Here is a 25,017-nt window from a genome sequence, read left to right as displayed (position 1 = left end):
ATTCCTTTTTAATAAAAAAAACTTACAAGACTTGAATTTCTACAGCAGTTTCAAAGCTATTCTTAGATTTATCAAATTTGGTAGCGTAATACGATTTCTTATTTATAGCTGTAAAATTCCCAATTTGGCTGCTGAATTTATTTGTAGTTCCTGATATGTTGAATCTAATAGATTGGACATCAGTTTTCTTTAATTTATTCATTTCGATAGCAGAAAGATTAAAGTAAGTTACCGTTTTATTTTCAGCAGCTTCGGTATTCTTTTTGTCTACACATACAATAATGGTATTATCTACTAAATAAATATAAGTAGTGCCGGTAATTTGTAATTTAGGATCAGTTGTTGCTACACTAATTTTTAAAATTCCTCCTGTTTCAGTTTTTGCAATTTGAATATTGGCTTCGCCAGATAAAGCATAATTTTCACAGATAAAATCCCAAGCGGGTGTAGCAGGGTATGTTTTTCCTTTAAAATTAAGCAACTCCTGAGCATTAACCAATGTGGATAAGAAAAGAAAGGGTAAAATCAGTAGTGTTTTATAATTCATATGGGGTTATTTTTCAGTTAATTTTGACTCGAATGTTTCGTCCCAGTCCAACGATTTTATAGCCGAAATCAGGTTCTCTTCATTTACATACACACGAAGTTCTTTATTGGCTACTTTTTTTTCATATAAAGCTCTATACCTGTAGATTGTTTCATGTTTGGTTTTATAAATACCATCTAGTTTAAGATCTTTAAATGCTCCGTACCATTGTCGGAATTTCTGACATGTTTTTGTTAGTCGCTCTTCAGTGGTATTTGCCATAACCGATGGTGTAACTTCAGTTTCGTTAAAAGGTTTGAATTTTGAGGTATTACAAGTCAATAAAACACGTTTTCCTAAATCGTAGGCCTTTTTTTGTTGGCTATTATCTACTTCTGTAACTAAAACTTTTGATATTTTTAAATCTTCTGTTTTGTTTCCACCTGTTTTTGATTTACAACCAATCAACAGAAGCAAACTTAAAATAAATAGTACTTTCTTCATTGTTCTTTATGTTATTTTTAATATTAAATTGGGATTTGGGCAGTTGTTAGTGTAATAATCTAGGTCGATTTTACTGCAAACACCGGGATAATCACCGAAATTGTCTCCTATGTTTTTTATAATCTGAAAGTGTAAGTGTGGGGCATAATCACCATTTACATTTGGTTTGCCTAAAGTGGCTAAAATTTGTTCTTTTTGAAAAACAGCTCCTACTTTAAGGTTAACTATACTTTCTAACGACAAATGCCCATATAAAGTATAGAAAATATGATTTTCAATAGTATGTTCTAGAATAATTGTAGGGCCATAATCACCCAAATTAGCATTGTTTTTAAAACTATGGACAGTTCCTTCAAATGCAGCTAAAACAGGAGTTCCAGCTTTAATCCATAAATCTAAACCAATATGTATGTTGCGCTCTGGTATTGTATGATTTTTAAAGTTTTCACTTCGTTTATATATATTCCGCTCTTCCAGATAACCACCAAAAGCGACTTGAGCATTGGTACGAGTTACTACTTTTTCGATATAATTTTCAAAATCTTTAGCTGTTTCGGGTTTGTTGTTTTTTAATTCCTGGTTAGAAACAGATAAATCCAAAGATGTATAGTCTGAATAGTCAATTGTAGAATCGATTACTTTTGCTGGGGCTAAATTTTTTAAAGTTGTTTCTAAGCTGAGCATGTATTTTTATTTTTTTATATCTGTTGTAATTGTTTTAAATATAAATCCTAGTATTATGTGCTAAATGAAATTATGATTAAGCTAGTTTTTCAATAATTATCAATTCATTGTGCTCTTCAATTCGAGGGAGCATTTTTACGACATGCAGGTTATTTATTTCCGAAATGTATTTTCGGTTTCTGATATTGTGTGTTTCATTTAGAATCATGGTATTGAAAAGTACAAAACCATTATTTTTTAAAAGATCACAGACTCTATTGCTAAAGAAGCTTTCAAATAAAAAGTTAGGCATTGTAGTGTCTTCAAAAACATCAATTATTATAAGATCATATTTTTTATTTGTTTTTAAAACAAATTCGAATGCATCATCAATAATAATTTCAAGTTGCTTGATTTTATTTAGATTGAAATATTTATTAGCGACTTCTAGTATTTCGGGGTCAATTTCAACACCAGTAATTTTGCCTTCGTATTTTATTTCATCAACAAGAGTTTTGATAACACTACCTCCAGCTACACCTAGAAGCAATATCTCTTTCATGGAAAGAATTTTTTTAAAGCCAATGTTTTTTAAACCATATCTCAGGATACGTTGTAAGCTACCATAAGAATAATTGGTATTTTCGGAATCTAAAACTAATTCACCGTTTGCCCAAGTAACTTCAATAGCTTTACTGCGTGCAGATTTTTTTTCAAAAATTTTTATGGGAACAAGGTAACTGAATATTTTCTTAATCATTCGTATGCGTTTTTACCAAATTTAAGATTTAAATTATTTATTTTGTAGATTAAAATAAAATTAATGAAGAAACAATTATATAAATTCATCTTTTTGAAGTTAATGGGATGGAAAATTGTAGGGGTCGAAAATGCTGAGGTTAAAAAATGTGTGTTGATGGTGATGCCGCATACAAGTAATCATGATTTTTATTTAGGAATTTTTACCCGAGGAATATCGGGTTTAGAAATGAATTGGGTAGGAAAGAAAGAATTATTTAAATTTCCTTTTGGATATTATTTCAGAAGTGCAGGAGGAGAGCCTTTAGATCGTTCAGGAGGTTTAAATAAAGTAGATTCGATTGCTGCTATTTTTGAGAGAAAAGAAGTTTTTCGTTTGGCAGTTGCTCCAGAGGGTACTCGCAAAAAAGTTTCTGAAATTAGAACAGGTTTTTATTATATCGCTTTAAAAGCAAATGTGCCAATTGTGCCAGTAGCTTTTGATTGGGGTAAAAAAGAAGTTAATTTTGGTAAGCCATTTTATCCTACAGGAAATTATGAAGCAGATATGGAAATTTTAAAACAACACTATAAAGGAGTGTTGGGAAAAATTCCAAGTAATGAACTTCAATTGTAAAATGTTTTTTTAAAGATTTTTCAGAAATTTTAAAATACGCAAAATTAAAAATTAAGTAGTATATACTTTAAAAGTCCCATTTTTATAAAAGAGCACAATTTTCTCGATCTCTGCAGAAGAGGTATTGGAAATTGTGTTTTTTATTTCTACAGTATTTTTTTCAACCAGTTTTTTCTCATTTGGATTTTCGATCTCTAAAAATAAATCTTCGGGAATGAAATCCTTATTTGGGAAAATAGGAGCGATGGGTTTTTCAATTTCTTCTGGAATTGAATTTATAGCACCTTTACTATTTTCGTTTTTAGGGAAGGATCCTTTTCCGTTTAAAACCCAGTACAAATCTATATCGGGGAAAACCTCAATAATTTTTAATATAAAATCTAAGCTAGGTTTGTTTCTACCCGAAAGTAGGTGAGACATACTAGAGCGTTGTACTCCGATTTTATCTGCAAATGAAGAGGCGTTTAAACCATAATAATCTAGTATAATTTCCAATCTTTTTATAAAATCCTCGATGTTTACCATTGTAAATTGTTTTTTAAATTAAGACGGTTTACAAATGTAATTAAAATATACTGAAACACCAATTATACAATTGTAAATAGTGTAAATCGCTCTATTTGTATTATTGTATAGCTTCATGTATAGTTGCTTAAATTGCTAATAAGTAATGCTTTAACTGTGTTTTTAAAAATAAGTAACAAATGTCATCAAAAGCGGGGTAGGTCAGGGTTCTTAGAGGGGAATTAGCGTTTACAAATGTAGATTGTTGAATTATTTTACTGTTTACAATTGTAACAATAAAGATGTTTACTTTTGTAAACCAAACAATACATCATGATTTTAGAAGAATTATTTAGCTTACATAAAGAGCAAACGATAGGAGGAAGGTATCTTACGTTAGAGTCGATAACTCCTTTGTTGAAGAAATTAAATACGAATAATCAAGTTGAGGTTATTGGTAAATCTGTTTTTGGGGAACCTATATATAGTTACAAAATTGGGACTGGTGAAACTCGAATTTATCTTTGGTCGCAAATGCATGGAAATGAAAGTACAACTACGAAGGCATTATTTGACTTTATTAATGTGTTGAATAGCGGTTCTGATTTTGCAAATAAGCTATTAGAAAAGTTTACTTTTTGTGCTATTCCTATGTTAAATCCTGATGGCGCTAAGTTATATACTCGAGAAAATGCTAATAAAGTCGACTTGAATCGTGACTCACAGCAGTTAACACAGCCCGAAAGCAAAGTGTTAAGAGCGGCGTTTGAAGAGTTTAAGCCTCATTACTGCTATAATCTGCATGATCAGCGTACAATTTTTGGTGCTGGCGATACAGGAAAGCCAGCAACAGTCTCATTTTTGGCTCCAGCATATAATGAAGGGCGTGAGATAAATGAGTCACGTATGAAAGCGATAGATTTGATTGTAGTTATGAATGATGTTTTACAAGATTATATTCCTGGACAAGTAGGTCGTTTTGATGATTCTTTTAATATTAATTGTATAGGAGATACATTTCAGTATTTAGGAGTGCCAACAGTTTTATTTGAAGCAGGGCATTATCCTAATGATTATGAAAGAGAAATCACAAGGAAGTATATCTTTTTTGCGTTAATCTCAGGGTTTAAGGCATTAAGCGAAAACGATATAGTTGTCAGTGGAATTAATAAATATTTGAAGATTTCACAAAATAAAGTCGTTTTTTATGATTTTATATATAAAAACATCAAAATAAATTATGATGGTATTGAAATAATCACGAATTTTGCCGCACAATACAAAGAGGAATTGATTGAAAATAAAATTTGTTTCACTGCTTATGTTACCGAAGTTGGTGAATTAGAAAATCATTATGGTCATTTTGAATATGATGCTAAAGGAGCAGAATATACTGATGATTTTGGTGGTTTTCCGAAAACAAGTCAGAAAGCGGATTTTTATTTAAATAAAAACATAAAATTTGTTAACGGATTGATAAAAAGATAGTTTTATTATCGTTTTGTTATTTTTTATGTATATTTTTGTGCTTTGTAATAGGAATTAGTAATATTAATTAAAGAACTATGAGTAAATTTCGTTTGGATGAAGTAGATCACCAGATATTAGACATGTTGATAGACAACACAAGAGTACCGTTTACTGACATTGCAAAAAAATTATTGATATCTGCAGGAACAGTACATGTGAGAGTGAAAAAAATGGAAGATGCCGGGATAATAATGGGGTCTTCATTAGCATTGGATTATGATAAATTAGGATATTCATTTATAGCATATGTAGGTGTTTTTCTAAACAATACATCTCAAACAAAATTTGTTTTAGAGCGTATTAATCAAATTCCGTTTGTAACTGTTGCATCTGTAACTACAGGGAAATTTAATATTTTCTGTAAAATTAGAGCAAAAGATACTAAGCATGCAAAAGAAGTTATCTTTATGATAGATGATATCGAAGGAGTATATAGAACAGAAACTATGATTTCGTTAGAAGAAAGTATTAATGATAAAAAACGATTGATGCATACTATTTTTAAAAACATGTAATTGATCTTGAATGCTATATTGAATATAACCTCAAGTTTTTCTTGGGGTTTTTTTATGAAAAATTAACTAATAACCAACCAACTATAACGCATTATGTATACGCTTCCAAAAATAGAACGTTTTAATCAAGATGTTCTTTCTAAATACCATATTTATAATAGTGTATTTATTACCCTACCATTTGACTCTATTGATAATACAGGAGTTTTACTTCCTTTATTTACTGAAGTTTGTGAAACAGGTTTTAAAAAACAAGAAACTCCTAAAGAGATTGTGAATTTTTTCTCAGGAAAGTATTTAAATGATGCTTCAGAAACAGATAAAATTGATTTAATGTTTCGATTTATTCAATACATTGAGCGTCAAATAGTATTGTTTGATGCTATAGAAGATGCAGCATTTCCAACTGTAAATAATATGGAAGGAAGAGGTTCGCTTCGTGATATTAAAGAAAAGACAGATGCTAAAGAAAAAGATGATGAATTAATTGAGTTTTTAGAAAACTTTAATGTTCGTACAGTTTTAACGGCACATCCTACACAGTTTTATCCAGGTCCAGTATTAGGTATTATCAATGATCTAACTGCGGCAATCCGATCAAATGATTTGCTTAAAATCAAGAAACTACTTGCTCAGTTAGGGAAAACACCATTTATACAAAATGAAAAACCAAATCCTTATGATGAAGCAGTGAGTTTGATTTGGTATTTGGAAAATGTATTCTATGAAACTTCTGGTGAAATAGTACATTATCTTCAAAAAAATATCTTTCACGGCAAATCGATTCAAAATCCTTTGATTAAACTCGGATTTTGGCCAGGAGGAGATCGTGATGGAAACCCATTCGTAACAACGGACATTACTTTAAAAGTAGCAGAACGTTTGAGAACTTCGATTCTAAAATGCTACTATGTTGAGATGCGAAACTTAAAAAGAAAATTGACATTTGCAGGAGTGGATACTCTAGTATCTGATCTTGAATATAAATTGTATCGTTCAGTATTTTATTCTAAAGGAGAAATTTACATCACTTTAGATGAGTTTAAGACACAGTTAAATAGGATTAAAGATATTATTGTAGATAAGCACCAGTCTTTGTATTTGGATGAATTAGAGGCGTTGCTTATAAAGATTAATCTGTTTGGTTTTTATTTTGCAACACTAGATATCCGCCAGAATAGTAAGATTCATGATGCTGTTTTTAAGGATGTTGTAATGTATTATCTAAAGTCAGATCCTTCGGTTTTTCCTGCTAATTATTATGATTTATCAGAGAACGAAAAGATAGCTATGCTTTCAAAAGTAAAAGGAAATCTTAATGCGAATGTTTTTGAAAATGAAATTACAAAGTCAACAATTGAGTCTATCCAAGCTATTAAAGCCATTCAGGAGAATAATGGGGAGTATGGGGCAAATCGTTATATAATTAGTAATAATGAAAGTGCTCTGAATGTAATGGAGACTTTTGCTTTAATAAGATTGAATAATTGGGATAACCCAACGGTTGATATTATTCCGTTATTTGAATCTGTTGATGATTTGCAAAAGGCTCATGAAATTATGGAGCAACTGTATACGAATCCAGAATATGTAAAACACTTGACCGAAAGAGGAAACAAACAAACAATAATGTTAGGTTTTTCTGATGGTACAAAAGATGGTGGATATTTAATGGCAAACTGGAGTATTTACAGAGCCAAAGAAGCACTTACTGAAGTTTCTAGAAAATACGGAATTAAAGCTATTTTCTTTGATGGACGTGGTGGACCACCAGCTCGTGGAGGAGGAAAAACGCATAAATTTTATGCTTCATTAGGGCCTAAAATTGAAAATAATGAAATTCAGATTACTGTTCAGGGGCAAACTATTAGCTCTAATTTCGGAACATTAGATTCCTGTCGTTACAATTTAGAGAATTTATTGAGTGCTGGAGTTACAAATCAGGTATTTAGTAAAGGTGAAAATGAATTGACTGTAGATGAGAAAAATATTTTGGATCAATTGGCAGAACTTGGATATCAAGAATATTTAAGTTTTAAAAATCATCCAAAATTTATTCCTTATTTAGAAAAGATGAGTACTTTAAAATATTACTCAAAAACAAATATTGGTAGTCGACCATCAAAAAGGAGTAAGTCTGAAAATTTAGATTTTGCAGATTTACGCGCCATTCCGTTTGTTGGTTCTTGGAGTCAATTAAAACAAAATGTACCAGGTTTCTTTGGAGTAGGTTCGGCATTAAGGCATTTTGAAGAAACGAATCAATGGGAGAAAGTTCAGGATTTATATGATAATTCATTATTCTTTAAAACCTTATTAGAAAATAGTATGATGTCGTTGGCAAAATCATTTTTACCATTAACAGCTTATATGAGAAAAGACCCTGAATTTGGAGAGTTTTGGCAAATTATCTATGATGAATTTTCGGAAACAAAACGTTTGTTGCTCAAAATTGCAGGACATAAAGAGCTAATGGAAAATTATCCTGACGGTAAAGCTTCTATTCAGATAAGAGAGCGTATTGTCTTGCCATTGTTAACAATACAACAATATGCTTTATTAAGAATTAATGAATTAAACAAGCAAGATCAAGTTGATGATGATTTGATAAAGGTATATGAGAAAATAGTAACACGTTCTCTTTTTGGAAATACAAATGCAAGTAGAAACTCAGCTTAAATTTGATTATTATGTTGACATCACAATTATTAGAAAATGAATATTCAGGTGGATTCGTTACTTATATTCAAGAAGCAGGAAATGTAAATTTGATTGAAGAATTGGAGATTTCATTGCATGATTTCATAAAGTTTGTCCAAAATATTCCGATGGATAAATTTGATTATCGTTATGCTGAAGGAAAATGGACAATCAAAGAGATTATTCAGCACATAATCGATACAGAGCGTATTTTTGCATATCGGGCTTTACGGTTCTCTAGAAATGATAAAACGGCATTGGCTAGTTTTGAAGAAAATGATTATGTGGATAATACTAATGCGAATGCAAGAGGTCTTCAGGATTTATTAACGGAATTATCTGCTGTAAGGCATTCTAATTTATTGTTCTATAAAAGTTTGTCAGAGGAGCAGCTTAAGAAAATTGGTACTGCTTCTAATAATCAGATGTCAGTTCGTGCTTTAGGTTTTGTTATTATTGGACACCAAAAGCATCATCAAAAAGTTTTTCAAGAAAGATATTTGTAGATATTAGCAAGCGATATTTAAATTAAAAAATCCTGTGAAGTGTAAAAATTCACAGGATTTTTTTTGGAGCTAATCCTGCTTCCGATAGCTATCGGGACACTGTATCTTTTTATTTTTAAAGAAAAAATAAAAAGGATGCCGTTCCTATCAGGGCTAATGACTATCTTAATTTCTAAAAAAAATGTTATTAAAGTATCAATTTTGTCCTCCTGAGCGGAGACGAAGGATAATTGCAATTTGGCTTTATCTTTGTCAAAGATCAAAACTTTGACAAAGATTTGGTTGCGTAATATTTATGATACGTTTTAATAATTCTTCTCAATAATCGCTAGACTCAAACGTATTTTATCATAAGAAATTTGCTCCTCAAAAAAATCATAATATGGTTTTAGTGTTTCAGGATTTTCAAGTTTTACTTGTGCTTGTCTTATTTGGAGAACTTCGGCGTCAGAAACATAATCTGATAAATTGATATCGTGTCCGTCAATGTATAATTTTGCCAAATGTGATGCAATTGTCGAAATACCAAGTTTTCTTTTAGCAGCAATATCTGCAATAGAAATTCCTTCCTGAAATAATTCAAGAGTTACTTTGTAAGTACTGCTTTCTTTTTTAGATTTTGCTTTAGGTGCTTTTTTATTTTTAAAAAACTCGATTATTGCATTTATAAAATCGGAGCCATATTTTTCGAGTTTAGCTTTTCCAACGCCATCAATTGCTATAAGTTCATCATCACTCATAGGTCGTAATAGTTCCATTTGTCTTAAAACTGCATCGCTAAAAATGACGTACGCAGGAACTTCTTCTTCTTTGGAAATTTTGTATCGCAATTGTCGCAGTATTTCGAAAAGAGAATTTGGTTTGGCTTTAGTAGTTTTTTCTTGTGTTTCGGCTTTTTCAATAGTTTTCTTAACTACGGTAGTAAGCTTGACTTTTTCGCCTTCGAATAAAACTTTTTTTGCAAAAGGAGTCAATAAGATTTTATTATGCTGATGAAATGCAATTTCGCAATACCCTAAATTTATTAGTTGGATTAAATATTGGTTCCAATCATACCATGAAATATCGGCTCCAATTCCATAAGTTTTTAGATTCTGGTATTCGTTTTCATATATATGAGCATTTTTAGAACCTTTAAGAAAATCAACAATTACAGGTAAAGTTTCTTTTTCTTGCAGACGAGTAATTGCAGATAGTGCTTTTTGTGCAATGACAGTTCCGTCAAAAAAGGTTGGAGGATTTTTACAAATGTCGCAGTTACCACAATTTTCATTGACTAATTCGCCAAAATAAGAAAGTAATATTTTTCTGCGACAGCTTAAAGCATCAGCATATTGCTTCATTCGCTCTAGTTTTGCAAGTTGTACTTCGGCGTTTAATCCATCTGATGCAAATTTTTGCAATTGGATGACGTCACTGTAACTTTCGAATAAAATTGTCTCTGAAGGTAGGCCATCACGACCAGCTCTTCCAATTTCTTGATAATAACCTTCGATGTTTTTGGGTAAATTGTAATGAATTACCCAGCGTACGTTAGATTTATCAATCCCCATTCCAAAGGCAATTGTAGCACAAACTACTTGACAATCATCGTTTATGAAATCATCTTGAGTTTTGGAACGCAGTTTGCTTTCTAGTCCTGCATGATATGCTTTTGCATTAATTCCTTTTTTCTTTAGTTTGCCTGCTAGTTCTTCGGTTGTTTTTCTGCTCAAACAATATACAATTCCAGACTCATTGGGTTTGGTTTCAATAAAATCTATTATTTGTTTTACTCTGTCGAGAGCAGGACGAACTTCAAGGCTTAAATTTTTTCTATCAAAAGAAGCAACAACTGTTTTTGGATTGTTTAAATTTAATTGTTCACTTATGTCCGTTCTTGTTGCTTTATCTGCTGTGGCAGTTAGTGCTAAGATTGGAGTAGAAGGGAAGCGATTTTTTAGATACCCTAGATTAGTATAGGCAGGACGAAAATCATGTCCCCAAGCCGAGATACAGTGTGCTTCGTCTATTGCTATTAGGCTTATTGTTAGTTTATTAAAAAGAATATCAAGATATGATAAACTTTCGGGAGCTATGTAAACCAATTTTATGGTATTGGATTTTAAGCTTTCCATGTAAAATTGCTGTTCTTGCTCAGATTGGCTGCTATTTATAAAACAAGCAGCAATTCCGTTTGCTTTTAAACTATCTACTTGATCTTTCATCAAAGCGATAAGAGGAGAAATTACTATTGTTATTCCTGGTAATAATAAGGCTGGTAACTGAAAACATATTGATTTTCCTCCACCAGTTGGCATAATTGCTAAAGTATCCTGACCTGAAAGTATTGTATTTATTATATCTTCCTGGTTTGGTCTGAATTTTTCGAATCCAAAATTTTCCTTTAGTTTGGTATGTAATAGTGCAGTATTCATCGGTACATGTTTTTTTGTAGGTAATTTACTAAATAAAAAAGGAACTCATAGATGAGTTCCTTTTTTATTTTGAAATATTCAGATTAATTAATCTTCATCGTCTTCGTCATCATCGGCGATGTCTTTATCGTCGTTGTCTTCATCATCTCCGTCAAGATCAGGTTTGTCTAGATTCTCATCTTCGTCTTCATCATCTGCTTCATCTTCTAAATCAAGACCTTTTATAGGCTCGATTGTATCAACGTCAGCATCGATTTCATCATCTTCGTCGTAATTTTCAATTCTATCAGCAAGTTTAGTACTAATTTTTACTAAATAAATAGTTTCTTCTGTGCGTACTTCAACAGCTTCTATCAATTCGTTTTTAGCATTTCTAAAACGGATAACATCCGAATCATCATAACCATCAGGAAATTTCTCAACTAGTAAGTTTAAAATTTCATTGGTAAGTTTAGCGTAATCAACTATTACTCTTTTCATAAAATTATTCTATAAATCTAATAAATATGCAAAAATTAATGGCGCTACAATGGTAGCGTCTGACTCAATAATAAACTTAGGAGTTTTAATATCTAATTTACCCCAAGTGATTTTTTCATTAGGAACAGCCCCAGAATACGAACCATAACTAGTTGTAGAGTCTGAAATTTGGCAAAAATAGCTCCAAAATGGGATATCATGCATTTCTAAATCTTGGTACAGCATTGGTACCACGCAAATTGGGAAATCTCCAGCAATACCACCACCAATTTGGAAAAACCCAATTCCGTTAGTGCTATTTTTAGGGTACCAATCAGACAGGAAAACCATATATTCGATTCCAGATTTCATCGTAGATGCTTTTAAATCTCCTTTGATTACGTACGAAGCGAAAATATTTCCCATTGTACTATCTTCCCATCCCGGTACAATAATAGGTAAATTTTTCTCAGCTGCAGCATACATCCAGCTGTCTTTTAAGTCTATTTCGTAATATTCTTCTAAAACTCCTGAAAGTAACATTTTGTACATGAATTCATGTGGGAAATAACGTTCTCCTTTATCATCTGCATCTTTCCATATTTTGTAGATATGTTTTTGCAAACGACGGAATGCTTCATGTTCTGGGATACAAGTATCTGTAACTCTATTTAATCCTCTTTCTAATAATTCCCACTCATCTTGTGGTGTTAAGTCACGGTAGTTTGGTACTCTTTCGTAGTGAGAGTGCGCTACTAGGTTCATGATATCTTCTTCAAGATTTGCTCCTGTACAAGAAATAATTTGAACTTTATCCTGGCGAATTATTTCAGCAAAAATCTTTCCAATTTCGGCAGTACTCATTGCTCCTGCCATACTTACCATCATTTTGGCACCATTAGCCAATTGTTGTTCGTATGCTTTTGCGGCATCAACTAAAGATGCAGAGTTAAAGTGTAAATAATGTTTCTCAATAAACTGACTAATTGGTCCTTTCATTTTTTCTTTTTTTTATGGTTTCAAAGGTTAAAAACCTTTAAAGGTTATTGTGCAAATTAATAAAATTTATAAATAGTTGGTGCAATTTGCGATTTTTTTTATTGTTTTTTACTGTATCCTAGTATCTTCAATACTTCATCTGATGTTTGTTCTTGAGAAAACACTTCAGTTGCCAAAAATCCATTTTCGTCTCTATCAATTAAAATGTGCTTAGGTTGTGGAATTAAACAATGATGTAATCCTCCATATCCTCCAATTGTTTCTTGATATGCTCCTGTATTGAAGAAACCAATATATAAAGGTTTCTCTTTATTGTATTTAGGTAAGTAAATTGCATTCATATTTTGCTCAGAATTGTAATAATCATCACTATCACAAGTAAGTCCGCCTAATAGAACCCTTTCATAAGTATCATTCCACCGGTTTACGGCTAGCATAATAAATCGTTTGTTGATTGCCCATGTGTCGGGTAAAGTAGTAATGAAAGACGAGTCAATCATATTCCATTTTTCTCTGTCATTTTGTTGTTTTTGGTACAAAATCTGATAGATAGCACCTCCACTTTCACCTACAGTAAACGAACCAAATTCAGTAAAAATATTCGGGACATCTACTTCAGCTTCATCACAAGCAATTTTTATTTGATTGATAATTTCATCAATCATATATTGGTAATCATACTCAAAAGCCAATGAGTTTTTAATAGGGAATCCGCCACCGATGTTTAAGCCATCAAGAGTAGGGCATTCCTTTTTTAAAGCTACATATACTTTAATACATTTTACTAATTCATTCCAGTAATATGCATTGTCGTTTATTCCTGTATTAATAAAGAAGTGTAACATTTTCACTTCTAAATTTTTATTCTCTTTAATCTCTTTTTTGTAAAAAGGGACAATGTTTTTGTATCCTATTCCTAATCTTGAAGTATAGAACTCAAATTTAGGCTCTTCTTCGGCTGCAATTCGGATTCCAATTTTAAATTTCCCTTTGATTTCTGCTTGAAGTAAATCAAGTTCTTCGTAGTTGTCAATAATTGGAATGGTATTTTTATGACCATTATTTATAAGTCTTGCAATATTTGTAACGTATTGATCTCTTTTGAAGCCGTTACAGATAATGTAGGTGTTTTTATTGATCTTGCCATTCTCTAATAAATTCTCTGCAATGTTAATATCAAACGCAGATGAAGTTTCTATATGAATATTGTTTTTGAAAGCTTCATTCATTATAAATTCAAAATGAGAACTTTTAGTACAATAGCAGTAATAGTATTTTGCTTCGTATTTATTCTTTTCCATCGATTTTCTAAACCAACTTTTTGCTTTGTTGATATTATTAGAAATTTGAGGTAAATAAGTAAATTTTAATGGCGTACCATATTTCTCTACTAATTTCATCAAATCGATGTTGTGAAATTGAAGGTTGTCTTTGTTTAAAGTAAATTCCTCTTGAGGAAAGTAATAAGTTTGATTGATTAAATCAGAATATTTTGTATTCATTTAGATAGGTGTATTTTAAATTAAATGTGGTAAACAATAAAATAATTTAAAATTCAAACCCGAATATTTGCATACACGATTTGTAGTTTCTCGTGCTCTGCTCTTGAACATTGAAAGCGATCAAAACAAAAGTTTCCTTTTATGTTATAAAAACGGTTCAATATCCTCAAGAATGAAGTATTGGCGTAGCTCCTGTATGAACTAAATTGTTTTTGTTTTTGATTTTTTTTCACGATGCAAATGTAAAAAATATTATATACGTAAAGCAAAGCTTTTCCATTAAATAATAAGTTAAGATTTATAATCTTTAAAGGATTGAAGAATCAATTCATTTTCAACTGATTGATTGATTTTTATTTTTCCAATTCCTTCAATCAATGCGAACTGAATTAAGCCATATTCATTTTTCTTATCATGAATTAACAATTCTAAGATTGGTTCTATATCATTTTCTTCAATAATGACTTCGTCATAAATTGATTTTATGGCTAATTTTATATGAGAATATTCTTCCTTGGTAAGTAGGTTTTTGTGCCATGAGATATAACTTTCGAGTATCATTCCTATAGCAATTGCTTCACCATGTAGTAATGTTGTCTTATTTTCATTCTCCAAAAAGTAACTTTCGATGGCATGTCCTAATGTATGTCCGAAATTTAAAGCCTTACGAATATGTTTTTCGGTAGGGTCTTGCATTACAATTTCATTTTTAATTTCTACAGAACGATATATTAATTCATCAAGATCTGCAAAATCGATAGCTTTTAAATCTAAAAACTTTTCCCAATAGGCTGCATCGTAAATTAATCCATGTTTTAGCATTTCGGCAAGACCAGAACGCATTTCGCTTTGCGATAAAGTTTCTAAGTATTGCGTATCAATTAATACCATTTTAGGAACATTGATAACGCCAATCTGGTTTTTAAGATTTCCTAAGTCAACACCATTTTTACCTCCTACAGAAGCATCAACCATAGATAATAAGGTTGTTGGTATGTGTATAAAATCGACTCCTCGCTTAAATGTAGAAGCTACAAAACCACCTAAATCGGTAACAACGCCGCCGCCAAGATTAATAATTAATGTTTTTCTGTCGGCACCAAGTTCTGTTAGTACTTTCCATATTTCGATGCAAGTTTCAATATTTTTATTGATTTCACCCGACTCAAACTCGATTATTTCTATAGTAAGTTCAGTTTCTAATAAAGGTAAAAATTTAGGTAAGCAATACTCATTTGTATCAGTATCTACAACAATGAATATATTAGAATACTTGTTTTCTTTTAAATGATTGTTTAAAGCTTCGTATGCATTTTGATTAAAATGAATAGGATAATTATTAGCGAGAATTGATTGCATGTTTTCTGTAGTTAATTGAAAGCACAAAAATAAGCTATTTTAAGCTGAAAAATATTCAAACTCTCTCTATATTTGCACAAAAAAATCCCTAATAATGGAAAAAATATTTAATAACACACAAGTTGCATTTTCGTTAAAAAGTGATACAGAACTTGATAGAGCTTATTTTCTTTTTAAAATGATTGCGAATCAACCTTTAGTTCGTATCGGAACAGCGGTTACTAACTTTGCTTTAAAAGCAAATTTACCAGTAGAGAAACTAATTCGTGCCACAGTTTTTGACCATTTTTGTGGTGGAGTAAATGAGGATGATTGTATTACTGTTGTTGATAAAATGTACACTAAAGGTGTTTGTTCGGTATTAGATTATTCAGTAGAAGGGAAAGAAGAAGAGGAGCAATTTGATGCTGCTTTAAAAATGACATTAAAAACTATTGAGTTTGCTAAAGAACGCGAAGCTATTCCGTTTGCCGTTTTTAAGCCAACTGGTTTAGGTCGTTTTGAATTGTATGAGAAATTAGGTGAGAAACAAACTTTAAGTCCTGCTGAACAAACAGAGTGGAATAGAGTAGTAGAGCGTTTTGATATTGTATGTAAGGAAGCACATAAAAACGATGTAGCTTTACTTATTGATGGTGAAGAAAGTTGGATGCAAGATGCTGCGGATGATTTAGTTACCGAAATGATGCGTAAATACAATAAAGAGAAAGCAATTGTATTTAATACTTTACAAATGTATCGTTGGGATCGTTTGGATTATTTAAAAAAATTACATGAACAAGCTAAAGCTGAAGGTTTCTTTATAGGAATGAAATTAGTTCGTGGTGCTTATATGGAAAAAGAAAATAAAAGAGCTGAAGAGAAAAAATATGTTTCTCCAATCTGTGTTTCTAAAGAAGCTACTGATATTAATTACAATGCGGCAGTTTTATATATGTTAGAGCATTTAGATACAATGTCTGTTTTTGCAGGAACTCATAACGAAAACAGTTCTTATACTTTGATGCAATTAATGCAAGAAAGAGGGATTAAGAATAACGATCACAGAATTTGTTTTGGCCAGTTATATGGAATGAGTGATAATATTAGTTATAATCTAGCCGAAAACGGATACAATGTTGCTAAATACCTTCCGTTTGGTCCTGTAAAAGATGTTATGCCTTACCTGATCCGTCGAGCGGAAGAAAATACTTCGGTTGCTGGACAAACAAATAGAGAATTAGAGCTTTTAAAAACTGAGCGTAAGAGAAGAAAAGAGAAGTAGTTTCAGTTTTTAGTAATTATAAAAAAAGCTCCAATTTTCATTGGAGCTTTTTTATGGGCTTTACTTTCTAAGTTTAATATCTTTAAAATTTAAGAATTACTAAATTGTAAGTTGCTTAAGTTTTTATATGTTCCGTTTTCCAGAGCTATTAATTCTTGGTGTGTTCCTTGTTCAGAAATTATTCCATGATCAAGAACTAAGATTTGATCGGCACTACGAATGGTTGATAAGCGATGAGCAATAATAATACTTGTTCTTCCTTGCATCAAAATCTCTAATGCTTCCTGTACTAATTTTTCACTTTCACTATCTAATGATGATGTTGCTTCGTCAAGAATCAAAATACTTGGGTTTTTAAGTAAGGCACGTGCTATAGCTATACGCTGACGTTGTCCGCCAGAAAGCTTAATTCCTCTTTCTCCAACCAAGGTGTCAAACTTTTCAGGGAATCCTTCGATAAAATTAAAAGCATTGGCTTGTTTGGCTGCTAGTAAAATTTCTTCTTCGGTAGCATCTGGTTTTCCGTAGGCAATATTCTCTCTAATGGTTCCTCCGAACAAAATTACATCTTGAGGAACAATACTCATGTTTCCTCTTAGATTTTCTAAGTCATAATCGTAGATGTTTTTTCCGTCAACAATGATTTCTCCAGCATCAATATCATAAAAACGCAATAATAAAGAAGAGATTGTCGATTTTCCTGCTCCACTTGGTCCTACGATTGCAATTTTCTGACCGAATTTGGCAGTGAAATCAACATCTTTTAGAACCATAATTTCTTTTCTTGACGGATAACTGAATTGTACATTCTTGAACGTTACATTTCCTTGTATTTTTTCAATAATCGTTGAATTTTGGTGCGAGTTTATTTTCTCAGGATGCTCATCTAATAATTCAAAAACACGCTCGGTAGCTCCAATTGCTTTTTGTATTTGTGCATATAGTTCGGCGATTCCACCAAAAGAAGCTCCAACAAAAGTAGAGTAGAGCACAAACGAAATTAATTGTCCCACGCTCATTTCGCCTGCAATACTTAATCGTACGCCATACCAAACTACGGCTACGATGGCTCCAAACAAACAGAATATAATAAACGAAGCAAAGTAACCACGGTATTTACCTCCTTTGATAGCTAGTTTTACAACTTCTCTAATTTTTCCGTTATAACGTGCAATTTCGTACCATTCATTGGCAAAAGCTTTTACAATACTAATTCCTTGCATTGTTTCTTCAACAATTACCTGACTTTCGGCAACCTGATCTTGTACTTTTTTAGAATATTTACGAATGAAACGTCCGAAAATAACTGCTGCAATTGCCACAAGCGGAACTACAGACAACATTAATAGGGTTAGCTTTAAACTCTCGGTAGCCAATAAAATAACTCCTCCTATAATTAGTATAAACTGACGTAAGAATTCTGCAATTGTGGATGTTAAGGTGTCTTGTATCTGAGTAATATCAGCACTAATTCGACTATTTAATTCTCCTACACGTTTTTGAGAGAAGAAAGACATCGGTAGTTTAACTAAATTACTGTAAAGTGCCGAACGAAGATTTGCCAACGTATTTTCGGTAAAATTTACAAACAATGATAATCTAAAGAAGGAAAAGATAGATTGTAAAAAAAGAATAACGACTAATCCTAACGCAATCATATTAGCCTCGGAGTTGTCTTTGTTCTTAACACAATCGATTAACATTCCCATTAACTTAGGGAAAGCGAGTGCAGTTGCTCCTGTAAAGAGTAAAAAAACCAATCCAATATAAAATTTCCATTGGTGGTTTCCTGCGTATTTAAATATTATTGTTGCTTTATTGAGTGAAGTAGCGGTTATTTTTGATTTGGGTAAATCGTTTTCTTTGAATCTTGCCATTGTATAGTATATATAAATACAAATGTATGACTATAGTAAGTTATTACAAAAGAATTATACCATTTCGTGATGTAATTAAAGCGTTGTAAAAGAGGTGTGTAAAAAAAACTTTAAATTTATTTTAAAAAAGTACTTGTTAATACGAATTCTAGCTGTATATTTGCAGTCGCAATCAGGATATGATAGCAACCTAGTAAAATAGGGCGATTAGCTCAGCTGGTTCAGAGCACCTCGTTTACACCGAGGGGGTCGGGGGTTCGAACCCCTCATCGCCCACCAATAAACTCCTATAGAAATTTAGGAGTTTTTTTATGCATTATATTTTTCTATGTTTCTGTGGATCATGCGCGCAAGTTGGGGATTATTAACCAATCATGTAGGGCGAAAAATTAGTCGCATTCGTGAACTTCGAGTAATGAAATAGGAAGCATTGGCACAAGTTGAAAATGATAAAAATTATTACAAAAACAAGCCTCCCATAGGTTTATATTAGAAAAACAAAGAGACTATTATGGTCTCTTTGTTTTTGTATAATCTTTTAGATCTTTATAAGTACTTTGAATAAAAGTTTGTGAAACAGAAATTTAGCAAAATGAATGCAACAGCAGAACAATATATAAAAGGGCTTAAAGAAGCTTACTATAACAACAATGCACAAGAAATTTGGGAGCATTTTGAAAAGATTAAACACGGCTTAACAACTGCAGATGTTGAAAAACTTACAAAGATATATCCCGATATTCCCCATGCATTGATTAGCCTGCTTGAATATGTTGATGGAACGTATTGGAGAGAATATGCAGGAGAAGAAATTACTTTTTATTTTCTCGGCTCTGATCTTGAAGAATACCCATACTATTTATTATCATCCAAAGAGATTATAGAAAATCAAAATATAGCAATTAAAAGTTATTCGGATTATATTGAAAGAAAATATGATGAAGTAGAGATTGACGAAAAAATTACCAATAAAGCAGACTCATTAAAGTGGCTCCATTTTTCAGATTGTATGAACAATGGCGGAACCTCACAATTATTTATAGATTTTAGTCCATCAGAGAAAGGAAAAATAGGTCAAGTCGTACGGTTTGTACACGACCCAGACGAGTTTAGTATAATTGCAGACAGTTTTGAAGAGTATTTAAAAAAGTTAACAGACAATAAATACAACTTTATCAATGAAGATGTATCGGAATAAGTAGTAAAAAACACCAGTAAAAAATATCTGATTTATATATAACTAACTATGACATTTAAATATTCTATTTGCTATCCTGATAAAAAAAATATCGAATACAGAAATAATACAATTTCTGGAAAAGATGTATTGAAAATAGCAGAAAATTATCCTTGGACCCAGCAATTAAATCTTTCTGAATCGATTAATCAAAATGAAGTTTATTATAGTCCTTCTTTAGATTTTAAGTGTATTGAAAATGAACGAAGCTTTTGTTTAACGGCTATGTATGATGAACAAAAAAAACTTGTATTCTCGATATGGTATAATCGTCCAAAAAAAGTTAAAGTTTTGTTCGGTTTATTTGGAGAGTCTGAAAAAATGATTGTTGATGATTATGAGGCATTAAATTTTGATGATGCAGTAAAATATCTTCAATATTTTGTTGAAGAGAATTATCAAAAGATTGAAGAGTTATATAAAAAATAATCTAGCTAAATAGGCGTAATGGCAATGTTTAAAGTATCTTACTATTGCTCTTTTTACTTTAAACATCTTCCTCTAGGTTGATCGCCCTCATGAAGTACAATCTCAGAATGTAGGAATTGTGCGGCTTCTGCTGAATCTTTTACTTTTACAGCACTGCGTTCTAACATTTCGGCTTCAAAATCATTTAATACACTTTTTCGAATTCCAGCTTCTTTCCATTGAGATAAAGGTCTGCATTCTTTTGTGATTGTTCGAGCGAGCGAGAGTGCATCCAGCAATGCCTGATTTGCACCTTGTCCTTTGAACGGGCTCATGGGATGTGCTGCATCCCCAATTAGAGTTACTTGTCCTGCTTTCTCCAACAGTTCACGTCGGAGTAATTTCCGATCATAAACAGGATAACCAGAAATTTGAGCTTCTTGGGTAGCTGCCAAAATCTGAGGAATAGGGGTGTGCCATTGAGTTCTACGACAGGCTTCTTCCTTAAGTGCTTGAGGACCTTGAGCACTTAACGCTTTTGCCTCTTCTTCTGGCATTGGAAAACTAACTTGCCACATTACTGAATCTGACGTATAAGGCATAATGTAGATTCGCTCATTGCCATTGGCAGTTTGAAATACTGTGGCTGAGTCTAGTAAAGAACTATTAAGATCTTCGAGAGCACTTAAAGGACAAATACCTAATATCACAATACAATCTAGATAACGTAAAGGAGTAGTGTTTTCACCAATAAGTAATCTGCGGACAGAACTACGAATACCATCAGCTCCAACCACAATATCTGCTTTGAAGTTTTTTATTTCACCGTTTACTTGGAATCTCAGATTTACACTTTTGTTTTCAGATTCCTTAAAATCTATTAATTGGTGTCCCCATTGTATCACATCGTGTTTGCCGAGTTGCTCAAGTAGCTCTAAGCGCAAAGATTGTCGTGCGATATGTATATTTGAACGTTTTGGAGATGTTTTTACATCCGATTGTATCCATTTTCGAACGCCCCATTCTCCTATCACTTTTCCATCTGTGGTATGAACTATATGTTTTGTCGAAATAACTCCTTCTTCTAACGAGAAAAGCCCCAGTCCTTGAATTGCCTTACTGGCTTGTTGCAAAGTAAGTCCGTAGCCTTGTGAACGAACATTGAAGTTGTTATCACGTTCATAAAGGGTAAAAGGAATTCTGCGGTGCAAACAAGCTACTGCTAGAGCAATTCCTCCTATGCCGCCGCCAATAATTGCAACGTGTGGGAGATTTTCTTTATCGGCTACAGGATGGCTTGCAGAATGAACTAATCCAGATCCGGAACAATTTAAGCATGAGTAGAGATACCCTTTTGGAAGATTGGGAGGCACTCCTTCGCCTTTCGTTTTTTCAAATTGATCTAATGCTATTTGGTAGTCGAGTCTTACTTTCTTGTTAAGTCCTCGACTTTTTTTACCGCGCCCTTGACATTCTTGGCAAATAGTCCAGCATGTTTTTTCCTTTTCCACTTTTTTCTTTGTTTAATTTGATCTTAAATCTCCTCTAAAAGAAAAAAATTAGTCGATACAATTGGTGCTGATTTTAATAGTAAAGTAGTAATATGAGCTTGATCCCTTCTAATATAATTTAGCGTGAGAATTTATATTTTTTATTCCTTTACTACTTTTAGTAACTGTGCAAATTTAAGATAAAAGATTGCTAGTACAAAAAAAGATGCTTATTTAGTGTTTTATTTTGAATCGTTTTTTATCTTTTAAGTACAGAAAATTGCTGAATGTTATAGTTGTTATAGATCGAATAAGGATAATTTTTTTTATACTAATATTCCAAACATTTTAAACCCCTAAAAATTCATTAGGTCTTTTATTTAGTATCTGAAAAAAACTAGCACTAAAAGCCTGAAGGCTTTTGTAACCTACAAGATAAGCTACCTGCGATACCGTATATTTTCCAGTGCTTAAAAACTCAATACCTTTTATGATTCGTACTAGTTGTATGTACTTAGAAATTGTAATTGTTGTTTCTTTCTTGAATATCCTTTCTAAGGATCGTAATGACATATTGTAGTTTTCGGCTATTGTATTGACCTGCAAATCATTTCCAATATTATCAATAATAAAGTTGCTTATCTGTAATAACCGTTCGTCATTTGGGATAACGATATTTAGTGTCATCGCATCTTTAAAGAAACTAGGTAATCCTACAAAAATGGCATTTAGAAATGCTTCTTCCTCAATAGAGTATTGTTCGATTTTACTCCACTTAGATGAATAGGAAATAATCTCCCGAAGTACTGGAGGAACAGAAAAGATTCTTAATTTATCATAAAAAATATTTTCGGATCCAACAGAGTAAAAAATGGTTCTCAAATTTATATTATCCGAAACTGTAGTTGTTCTGTGAGATAGATTAGAAGGTATCCATGCTGCATGATTTTGTGGTAGGAGGTAGATACGTCCATTGACATGAAGGTATTGAAAGCCTTTCTCCACATAAACAAGTTGCGCTCTTTTATGGAAATGCTCTTTGGTATCGTGTTTCCAGTTGTCTTCAAACCAAACGTAGGCTTTTTTTGCAATGCGGTCTACTAATTCGTTTGGTTTTTCAGAATGTATGGCAAAATCCATTTAGTGTCGTTTTAGATTAAACATATGGCAAATTTAATTATAATAGTCCTTTTAAATTTGCAGAAGTAAAAAATATCATGAATAAACATAAAAAAAGCTTGAAAAGTAAGACAAAATTCTGTTTTGAAATCTTCCTTCCTTTCATGGGGATCCTATTTGTTGCGGCTACCCTACGTGCGCCATTATCTACTCTTGGACCTGTATTAACTGAAATAAGTAAATCTCTTCATCTTTCTAATAGTGAGGCTGGATTACTTACTACCATACCATTAATGGCGTTTGCCTTTTTATCTATTTTTGTTGGGCAGCTATCCAGAAAACTCAGTATAGAGAAGTTTTTATTGTTTTCGATTGTACTTTTAATAGTTGGGTTATACATTAGAGTGATGGGGACAGTTTTTACACTATTTCTTGGGTCTGCCATACTTGGCGTAGCAATTTGTATTGGGAATGTTTTGGTGCCAGGATATATAAAGAAAACATTCCCTAATAAATCCGGAATGGTAATAGGCTTTTATTCTGTATCTATGAATCTTACTGCTGCTCTTGCATCTGGTTTTAGTATAGCTATTGGTAAGTTAAGTGGTCTTGGCTGGAAAGGTTCTTTGGGGATATGGATCTGGGTTGCCGTATTTTCTTTTTTGATATGGTTACCAATCGTATTGAAAAGCAGAGGAACGGCTAAGGCTCAAAAAACAGAAAAAAGTAATTTAAATATTTTTAAATCCCCATTGGCATGGCAAATTAGTATTTTCATGGGGCTTCAATCATTAATGTATTATTCACTTGTAACTTGGCTTCCGATGTTACTACAAGATTTTGGCATGCCAAATGAAGAAAGCGGTTGGGTTTTGTCTTTTATGCAGATGGCAATGTTACCTTTAACTTTTCTTGGACCAATTATTGCATCTAAGCTTTCTAATCAAAAAAGTTTAGTTTTAATTGTTGCTGCAGGAATGTTTATCAGTGTGTTACTAATAATATTTTTTAAGCTACAATATGTCTATGCCGCTGTTATACTCTTCGGAATGTCTTCAGGATTATCATTTAGTTTATCGATGATGTTTTTTGTACTTCGTACAACAGATAGTCATACTGCTACAAAAATATCAGGTATGGCACAATCGGTAGGGTATTTATTAGCTGCATTTGGACCTCCAATATTTGGGAAATTATATGAATATGGGAATACATGGAATCTCTCTTTATATTTTCTTTTAGTTGTAGTTATTATAATCTTGGTGGTAGGCTTAAAGGCGGCAAGAGATCGACTGATAAAATAATTGCTTGAACTATTATTCAGACATCCATAAAGCAAAACTATTTCAGATTTGAATTAATAATTGCAATATAAATTAAAAGCCATTTCATAGTAAAATGGCTTTTGGCTTATAATCTTATTTTACTCTTTTACTACTATAATGGTAGCTTTATAACCTGTACCCACATTCCATTGGCTTGCTTTAATAACGACTCCTTTATCGTCATAAACCTGAAATTCGGCAGTATTGGGCGAAGCAAAACCTTCATTTAAAGCTTCAAAATCAATTTTGTTAATTCCATCAACTAATGTTATTTTGAATTCTTGAAATTCTCCATTCAAACTAACTTCGGATACAATTATTTGATCATTTAAATATACTTTTATCTTATCGCCATCTACAAAAGCAGCATCTCTATAACGAATTGTAGAAGTAAGTGATTTTGTTTTAAAACTTCCTAAATATTGATTTCGTCTATAAAATATACCTTCAACATTGGCTTCTTTTTTGTATAAACTAGTATCTTTAAAAAGCTCATCAGGGTTTACTTGCAAAGAATCTGGCTTTTCTACAATAGCAGGTGGATCAATTTTTGTCGCAATTTCTTTAGGAGGAATCGGTTTAAATTTATTATTGAGCTCTTCCTGTGTGTATCCTTGTATAGAAACGCTAATCATGATAATTAAAAACAATATCCTTTTCATATCTTTTAAATATTAATATATAATATGAATTAATCTTAAAATTAAATCCAATACTATCTGTTTAATAAACATTTAA

At 31.9% G+C, this 25,017-nt stretch carries 23 protein-coding genes and 1 tRNA gene; 10 read left to right on the top strand and 14 right to left on the bottom strand.

The annotated features are described in order from the left end of the window. Positions 1-22: 22 nt before the first annotated feature. The 4 genes from IUY40_RS07215 to IUY40_RS07200 all read right to left on the bottom strand — a co-directional run bounded on the left by IUY40_RS07215 (position 23) and on the right by IUY40_RS07200 (position 2,453). Complete coding sequence (locus IUY40_RS07215; RefSeq protein WP_195736188.1) at positions 23-547, bottom strand: hypothetical protein; 525 nt, start codon at positions 545-547, stop codon at positions 23-25. A 6-nt stretch (positions 548-553) separates the two neighbouring features. Further along, positions 554-1,030 (bottom strand): hypothetical protein, encoded by a 477-nt coding sequence (locus IUY40_RS07210; protein ID WP_195736187.1) that lies wholly within the window; start codon positions 1,028-1,030, stop codon positions 554-556. Positions 1,031-1,036: 6 nt separating this feature from the next. Further along, positions 1,037-1,714 (bottom strand): peptidoglycan DD-metalloendopeptidase family protein, encoded by a 678-nt coding sequence (locus IUY40_RS07205; protein WP_195736186.1) that lies wholly within the window; start codon positions 1,712-1,714, stop codon positions 1,037-1,039. A 76-nt stretch (positions 1,715-1,790) separates the two neighbouring features. Further along, positions 1,791-2,453 carry a fused MFS/spermidine synthase gene (locus tag IUY40_RS07200; protein WP_195736185.1) on the bottom strand — a complete coding sequence of 221 codons (663 nt, stop codon included), beginning with the start codon at positions 2,451-2,453 and terminating at the stop codon, positions 1,791-1,793. Positions 2,454-2,516: 63 nt separating this feature from the next. Between IUY40_RS07200 and IUY40_RS07195 the strand changes: the two genes are divergently transcribed. Next, positions 2,517-3,068, top strand: a complete 552-nt coding sequence (locus IUY40_RS07195) for a 1-acyl-sn-glycerol-3-phosphate acyltransferase (RefSeq protein ID WP_195736184.1) — start codon at positions 2,517-2,519, stop codon at positions 3,066-3,068. Positions 3,069-3,119: 51 nt separating this feature from the next. Here IUY40_RS07195 and IUY40_RS07190 read toward each other — a convergent pair whose 3' ends face one another. After that, positions 3,120-3,593, bottom strand: coding sequence for a helix-turn-helix transcriptional regulator (locus IUY40_RS07190; protein ID WP_195736183.1), 474 nt, complete (start codon positions 3,591-3,593; stop codon positions 3,120-3,122). 312 nt (positions 3,594-3,905) lie between these two features. Between IUY40_RS07190 and IUY40_RS07185 the strand changes: the two genes are divergently transcribed. From IUY40_RS07185 to IUY40_RS07170, 4 genes are all read left to right on the top strand, one after another. Continuing rightward, positions 3,906-5,060: a M14 metallopeptidase family protein gene (locus tag IUY40_RS07185; protein ID WP_195736182.1), complete on the top strand. Its 1,155-nt coding sequence runs from the start codon at positions 3,906-3,908 to the stop codon at positions 5,058-5,060. Positions 5,061-5,137: 77 nt separating this feature from the next. Further along, positions 5,138-5,617: a winged helix-turn-helix transcriptional regulator gene (locus IUY40_RS07180; RefSeq protein WP_007805990.1), complete on the top strand. Its 480-nt coding sequence runs from the start codon at positions 5,138-5,140 to the stop codon at positions 5,615-5,617. A gap of 93 nt (positions 5,618-5,710) precedes the next feature. Then, the gene (locus IUY40_RS07175) at positions 5,711-8,296 is read left to right on the top strand and encodes a phosphoenolpyruvate carboxylase (RefSeq protein ID WP_195736181.1); all 2,586 of its coding nucleotides are present in this window, start codon (positions 5,711-5,713) and stop codon (positions 8,294-8,296) included. Positions 8,297-8,307: 11 nt separating this feature from the next. Continuing rightward, positions 8,308-8,823, top strand: a complete 516-nt coding sequence (locus IUY40_RS07170; protein ID WP_195736180.1) for a DinB family protein — start codon at positions 8,308-8,310, stop codon at positions 8,821-8,823. A gap of 305 nt (positions 8,824-9,128) precedes the next feature. Here the strand turns inward: IUY40_RS07170 and recQ are convergent, their stop codons facing one another. From recQ to aroB, 5 genes are all read right to left on the bottom strand, one after another. Further along, positions 9,129-11,240, bottom strand: coding sequence for a DNA helicase RecQ (recQ, locus tag IUY40_RS07165; protein WP_195736179.1), 2,112 nt, complete (start codon positions 11,238-11,240; stop codon positions 9,129-9,131). Between the two features lie 87 nt (positions 11,241-11,327). After that, positions 11,328-11,720 carry a DNA primase gene (locus tag IUY40_RS07160; RefSeq protein ID WP_195736178.1) on the bottom strand — a complete coding sequence of 131 codons (393 nt, stop codon included), beginning with the start codon at positions 11,718-11,720 and terminating at the stop codon, positions 11,328-11,330. Positions 11,721-11,729: 9 nt separating this feature from the next. Continuing rightward, the gene (locus IUY40_RS07155; RefSeq protein WP_195736177.1) at positions 11,730-12,698 is read right to left on the bottom strand and encodes a deoxyhypusine synthase family protein; all 969 of its coding nucleotides are present in this window, start codon (positions 12,696-12,698) and stop codon (positions 11,730-11,732) included. Positions 12,699-12,796: 98 nt separating this feature from the next. Continuing rightward, on the bottom strand, positions 12,797-14,200 hold the full coding sequence (locus IUY40_RS07150) for an arginine decarboxylase (RefSeq protein ID WP_195736176.1): 1,404 nt from the start codon (positions 14,198-14,200) through the stop codon (positions 12,797-12,799). A 291-nt stretch (positions 14,201-14,491) separates the two neighbouring features. Continuing rightward, on the bottom strand, positions 14,492-15,559 hold the full coding sequence (aroB, locus tag IUY40_RS07145) for a 3-dehydroquinate synthase (RefSeq protein WP_195736175.1): 1,068 nt from the start codon (positions 15,557-15,559) through the stop codon (positions 14,492-14,494). A gap of 94 nt (positions 15,560-15,653) precedes the next feature. On the opposite strand from aroB, the gene IUY40_RS07140 reads away from it, so the two are divergent. Beyond that, entirely contained in the window at positions 15,654-16,823 is a 1,170-nt protein-coding gene (locus tag IUY40_RS07140) for a proline dehydrogenase family protein (protein ID WP_195736174.1), read from the top strand. Between the two features lie 89 nt (positions 16,824-16,912). Here IUY40_RS07140 and IUY40_RS07135 read toward each other — a convergent pair whose 3' ends face one another. Further along, the gene (locus tag IUY40_RS07135; protein ID WP_195736173.1) at positions 16,913-18,700 is read right to left on the bottom strand and encodes an ABC transporter transmembrane domain-containing protein; all 1,788 of its coding nucleotides are present in this window, start codon (positions 18,698-18,700) and stop codon (positions 16,913-16,915) included. Between the two features lie 201 nt (positions 18,701-18,901). Between IUY40_RS07135 and IUY40_RS07130 the strand changes: the two genes are divergently transcribed. The 3 genes from IUY40_RS07130 (at position 18,902) to IUY40_RS07120 (ending at position 20,366) form a co-directional block, all read left to right on the top strand. Continuing rightward, a tRNA-Val gene (locus IUY40_RS07130) sits at positions 18,902-18,979 on the top strand. A 313-nt stretch (positions 18,980-19,292) separates the two neighbouring features. Beyond that, positions 19,293-19,898, top strand: a complete 606-nt coding sequence (locus tag IUY40_RS07125; protein ID WP_195736172.1) for an SMI1/KNR4 family protein — start codon at positions 19,293-19,295, stop codon at positions 19,896-19,898. A 48-nt stretch (positions 19,899-19,946) separates the two neighbouring features. Further along, a complete protein-coding gene (locus IUY40_RS07120) occupies positions 19,947-20,366 on the top strand; it encodes a hypothetical protein (protein ID WP_195736171.1) in 420 nt (139 codons plus the stop codon). Positions 20,367-20,419: 53 nt separating this feature from the next. Here the strand turns inward: IUY40_RS07120 and IUY40_RS07115 are convergent, their stop codons facing one another. Both IUY40_RS07115 and IUY40_RS07110 read right to left on the bottom strand, forming a co-directional pair. Further along, positions 20,420-21,856, bottom strand: a complete 1,437-nt coding sequence (locus tag IUY40_RS07115) for an NAD(P)/FAD-dependent oxidoreductase (protein WP_195736170.1) — start codon at positions 21,854-21,856, stop codon at positions 20,420-20,422. Positions 21,857-22,183: 327 nt separating this feature from the next. Then, positions 22,184-22,975 carry an AraC family transcriptional regulator gene (locus IUY40_RS07110; RefSeq protein ID WP_195736169.1) on the bottom strand — a complete coding sequence of 264 codons (792 nt, stop codon included), beginning with the start codon at positions 22,973-22,975 and terminating at the stop codon, positions 22,184-22,186. Positions 22,976-23,052: 77 nt separating this feature from the next. On the opposite strand from IUY40_RS07110, the gene IUY40_RS07105 reads away from it, so the two are divergent. Continuing rightward, positions 23,053-24,258: an MFS transporter gene (locus IUY40_RS07105; protein ID WP_195736168.1), complete on the top strand. Its 1,206-nt coding sequence runs from the start codon at positions 23,053-23,055 to the stop codon at positions 24,256-24,258. Positions 24,259-24,377: 119 nt separating this feature from the next. On the opposite strand, the gene IUY40_RS07100 is transcribed toward IUY40_RS07105, so the two are convergent. Beyond that, complete coding sequence (locus tag IUY40_RS07100) at positions 24,378-24,941, bottom strand: hypothetical protein (protein ID WP_195736167.1); 564 nt, start codon at positions 24,939-24,941, stop codon at positions 24,378-24,380. Positions 24,942-25,017: the final 76 nt, after the last annotated feature.

It is taken from the genome of Flavobacterium sp. ALJ2 (genome assembly GCF_015594725.1).
In the GTDB taxonomy this organism is placed as follows: Bacteria; Bacteroidota; Bacteroidia; order Flavobacteriales; family Flavobacteriaceae; genus Flavobacterium.
The sequence above is the reverse complement of the archived record's forward strand: the minus strand, read 5'-3'. Positions and strand labels throughout refer to the sequence as shown.